The following is a 3,774-nucleotide window of genomic DNA, read 5'->3' as shown; positions in this document are numbered from 1 at the left end:
CGTGCTGTTCAACCAGCCGACCCTCGCCGCACTGGCGGCCGCCGTCGGCGGGGCGCCGGAAGCCGAAGTGCCGGCCAACCGCATCGCGCCGGACTGCCGGCGGATCACGCCTGAGCTGTTGCCGCTGGTCGCGCTCGGACAGGCCGACATCGACCGCATCGTCGCCGGCGTTCCCGGCGGCGCGACCAACGTGCAGGACATTTACCCGCTGGCGCCGTTGCAGGCCGGGATCCTGTTCCATCACCTGACGGCCACCGAGGGCGATCCGTACGTGCTGCAGGCGCAGTTCGCCTTTGCCGACGAGCAGCGCCTGAACGCGTTCGCCGAAGCCTTGCAGCATGTGATCGACCGTCACGACATCCTGCGCACGTCGTTCTTCCACGAAGGGTTGGACGAGCCGGTGCAGGTGGTCTGGCGCCAGGCGTCGCTGGTGAGCGAAACGCTGGACCTTGCGGCCGGGGCGGGGGACGCGTTGACGCAATTGCGCGCGCGGTTCGATGTTCGCCATTACCGCATGGCCGTGGATCAGGCGCCGCTGCTGCGCGTGGTGCATGCCTGGGATGCGGACAACCGGCGCGTGGTGGCGCTGCTGCTGTTCCATCACCTGGTGATGGACCATGTGGCGCTGGAGGTGCTGCAACACGAGATGAACGCCGTGTTGCTCGGTCACGAGCAGCGCTTGGCGGAACCGGTGCCTTACCGCAACCATGTGGCCCGCACGCGTTCGGGCCTCGACGACCGGGCGCACGAGGCGTTCTTCCGGGCGATGCTCGGCGACGTCGAGGAAGCGACCGTGCCCTATGGCCGCCATGTCGCGCAGGGCGGCGAGACGGCGCGGGCGCACCTGACGCTGGACAACCCGCTCAGCCGTACGCTGCGGCGCCAGGCCCGGCGCCTGGGCATCAGCGTCGCCAGCCTGATGCACCTGGCCTGGGCCCAGGTGCTGGGGCAACTGGCGGGCCGCGACGACGTGGTGTTCGGCACCGTCCTGCTCGGCCGCCTGCACGGCGGCGAGGGCGTTGAGCGCTCGCCGGGGGTGTTCATCAATACTTTGCCGCTGCGCATCGGCTTGACCGGGCAAACCGTGAAGGCCGCCGCGCTGGCCGTCCAGCAACGCTTGAACCAGTTGCTGGAGCATGAACATGTGCAACTGGCCCTGGTGCAGCATTGCAGCGCCATGGCGCCGGGCACGCCGCTGTTCGGCACGCTGCTCAACTATCGTCACAGCGCACCGCAAGGTTCTGCCTCTGCCGAGGCGGAGCGCGCCTGGCAGGGCATGCGATTGCTGGAGGCCGAGGAGCACACCAACTATCCCGTGACCCTCAGCGTCGATGACCTGGGCGAGGACTTCAGCCTGACGGCGTTGACCGGGGCGGGGATCGAGGCCCGGCGGATCTGCGGATACATGCACGGCGCGCTGGAGCGCCTGGCGCTTGCGCTGGAGCAGTCTCCGAACCTGCCGATCGATCAACTGACGATCCTGACGGCAGCGGAACGCGAGCAGGTGCTGCACGGCTTCAACGCCACCGCCGCCGACTATCCGCAAGGCCTCACCACCCAGCAACGCTTCGAGGCCCAGGCCGAACAGCGGCCCGACGCCGTGGCCGCCGCGTTCCTCGGCGAGCAGCTGACCTACGCCGACCTCAACCGCCGGGCCAACGCCCTGGCCCGGCACCTGACCGGGCTGGGCGTGGGGCCTGACGACCGCGTGGCCATCGTCGCCCGTCGCGGGTTGGACACCCTGATCGGCCTGGTGGGGATCCTCAAGGCCGGCGCCGGCTACGTGCCGGTGGATCCGGCGCACCCGGCCGAGCGCCTGGAGTACCTGCTCAGCGACAGCGCCCCGGTCGCGGTGCTGACCCAAAGCGGTTTGCGCGAGCGGCTGCCGGCGCTGGACGTGCCGGTGCTCGACCTCGACCTGGCGCAATGGCCGGCGGACGACGCCGGCAACCCGCAGGTGCCGGGCCTCACCCCGGAACACCTGGCCTACGTGATCTACACCTCCGGCTCCACCGGCCTGCCGAAAGGCGTGATGGTCGAGCACCAGACCCTGGGCAACCTGATCGACTGGCACTGCGCGGCGTTCGACCTGTGCGCCGGGCGCCACACCTCAAGCCTGGCCGGCTTCGGCTTCGACGCCATGGCCTGGGAGGTCTGGCCGGCGCTGTGCGCGGGCGCGACCCTGCACCTGGCGCCAGTCCATGAAGGCACCGAAGACATCGACGCGCTGCTCGGCTGGTGGCGCGAGCAGCCGCTGGACGTCAGCTTCCTGCCGACCCCGGTGGCCGAGTACGCCTTCGGCCAGAACATCGAACATCCGACCCTGCGCACGCTGCTGATCGGCGGCGACCGCCTGCGCCAGTTCGGCCGCAGCCAGACCTTCGACGTGGTCAACAACTACGGCCCGACCGAGGCCACGGTGGTCGCCACCTCGGGCCGGATCGAGGTGGGGCAGACCCTGCACATCGGCCGCCCGGTGGCCAACGCCACGGTGTACCTGCTCGACGAACAGCAGCGCCCGGTGCCGATCGGCGTGGCCGGCGAGCTGTACGTCGGCGGCGCCGGGGTCGCCCGGGGCTACCTGAACCGTCCGGAGCTGACCGAAGAACGCTTCCTGCAAGACCCGTTCAACCCCGGCCGGATGTACCGCACCGGCGACCTGGCGCGCTGGCGCGAGGACGGCTCCATCGAGTACCTGGGGCGCAACGACGACCAGGTGAAGATCCGCGGCGTGCGCATCGAGCTGGGCGAGATCGAGAGCCGCCTCAACCACCTGCCGGGGATCCAGGAGGCGGTGCTGCTGGCCCGCGAAGACGAGCCCGGCCAGGTGCGCCTGGTGGCGTACTTCACCGCCCAGGCACAGGTCGAGCCGCTGGAGGTGGGCGAGTTGCGTGCGCACCTGCTCACGCAACTGCCGGAGTACATGGTGCCGACGGCGTTCGTCCGGCTCGACGCGTTGCCGCTGACCGCCAACGGCAAGCTCGACCGCAAGGCCTTGCCCAAACCTGAGCGCAGCGCGCTGTTCACCCGCGAGTACGAGGCGCCGCAGGGCGAGCTGGAAAACGCCCTGGCGCAGGTGTGGGCCGAGGTGTTGCAGGTCGAACGGGTGGGGCGCCACGACCACTTCTTCGAACTGGGCGGGCACTCGCTGCTGGCGATGCGCATGGTGTCCCAGGTGCGTCAGCGCCTGGGCGTGGAACTGGCGCTGAGCGACCTGTTCGCCAACGCCGAACTGGCCGCCGTGGCCGAGGTGCTGTCCCGTGCGGGCCGCAGCACGTTGCCGGACATCGTGCCGGCGCCGCGCGACCAGGCGTTGCCGCTGTCGTTCGCCCAGCAGCGGCTGTGGTTCCTGTCGCAAATGGAAGGGGCCAACACCGCCTACAACATCCCGATTGCCCTGCGCCTGCGCGGAGCCCTCGACGAGGACGCGCTGCAACGCTCGCTGGCGCGGATCGTCGCCCGTCACGAAACCTTGCGCAGCCGCTTCGCCCAGTTCAATGACGAAGCGCAGGTGCTGATCGCCCCGGTGGACAGCGGCCTGCCATTGCAGACCGAGGACCTGCGCCGGCACCCGCAGGCCGACGAGGCCTTGCTGGCGTTGATCGAGGGTGAAGCGTCGGCACCGTTCGACCTGGAGGACGATCCGCTGATCCGCGGACGGCTGGTGCGCATGGCCGACGATCACCACGTCTTGCTGCTGACGTTGCACCACATCGTCACCGACGGCTGGTCCATGGGCGTGCTGACCCGCGAGCTGACGGCGCTGTACCAGGC

At 70.0% G+C, this 3,774-nt stretch carries 1 protein-coding gene; it reads left to right on the top strand.

The window, feature by feature from the left end; genetic code table 11:
- On the top strand, nt 1-3,774 hold a 3,774-nt coding region (locus ACIP0B_RS28110; RefSeq protein WP_400838393.1), incomplete at both ends, for an amino acid adenylation domain-containing protein.

This window comes from Pseudomonas sp. NPDC089534, assembly GCF_044749305.1.
GTDB classification, from domain to species: Bacteria; Pseudomonadota; Gammaproteobacteria; order Pseudomonadales; family Pseudomonadaceae; genus Aquipseudomonas; species Aquipseudomonas ekonensis.
This window is presented reverse-complemented; position numbering and strand designations above follow the sequence as displayed.